This window comes from Bradyrhizobium niftali (assembly GCF_004571025.1).
Lineage (GTDB): Bacteria > Pseudomonadota > Alphaproteobacteria > Rhizobiales > Xanthobacteraceae > Bradyrhizobium > Bradyrhizobium niftali.
This window is the reverse complement of sequence record NZ_SPQT01000141.1, coordinates 1-629: the sequence shown is the minus strand read 5'-3', so window position 1 is coordinate 629 and position 629 is coordinate 1. Positions and strand designations below refer to the sequence as shown.

The following is a 629-nucleotide window of genomic DNA, read 5'->3' as shown; positions in this document are numbered from 1 at the left end:
TTCTTTATTGCCTCGATTGTGGGAGCGCACCTGATCGGAAAGCTCCGCCAGGAAAGAGAGGCTGCGCGTGTCGTTGCGGCCAAGCTTCAGCAGAGTGCGGCCGATTTGGAGGATCGCGAAAAACGCTGGCGCGCCATCTTCGAGCACAATCCGGCCATGTACTTCATGGTCGATGAAGCCGGCATTGTCCTCAACGTCAATACGCTCGGCGCGACACAACTAGGCTATCCTCGTACTGAACTGATCGGTCGATCCGTGCTGGACGTATTTCTCGAGGAGGATCGCGCTTTCGTTCGCGAATGCGTTCGGACGTGCCTTGAGGATGTCGGACAAACGCGCACGTGGGACGTCCGGAAAGTCAGGAAGGACGGCTCGGTGTTGTGGGTGCGTGAAAACGCCAAAGCCATGCTCTGGGGCGATGAGCAGCCCATTGTCCTTATCGCCTGCGAAGATATCACGGAGCGAAGGCGGACCGAACTTGCCCTGCAGCGGAGCGAAGCACATTTGGCCCAGGCGCAGGAGTTGAGTCACACAGGCAGCTTCAGCTGGAACCCCACTACGGGCGAGGCCTTCTGGTCAAAGGAAACATTTCGCATTTTCCAATTAGATCCTGACACAGTGCCGCCGGG

Annotated in this window: 1 protein-coding gene; it reads left to right on the top strand. The window is 57.9% G+C overall.

Annotated features, from left to right (window positions below):
- Positions 1-629: PAS domain S-box protein (locus tag E4K65_RS46815; protein WP_135179774.1), on the top strand; the 629-nt coding region annotated here is incomplete at both ends.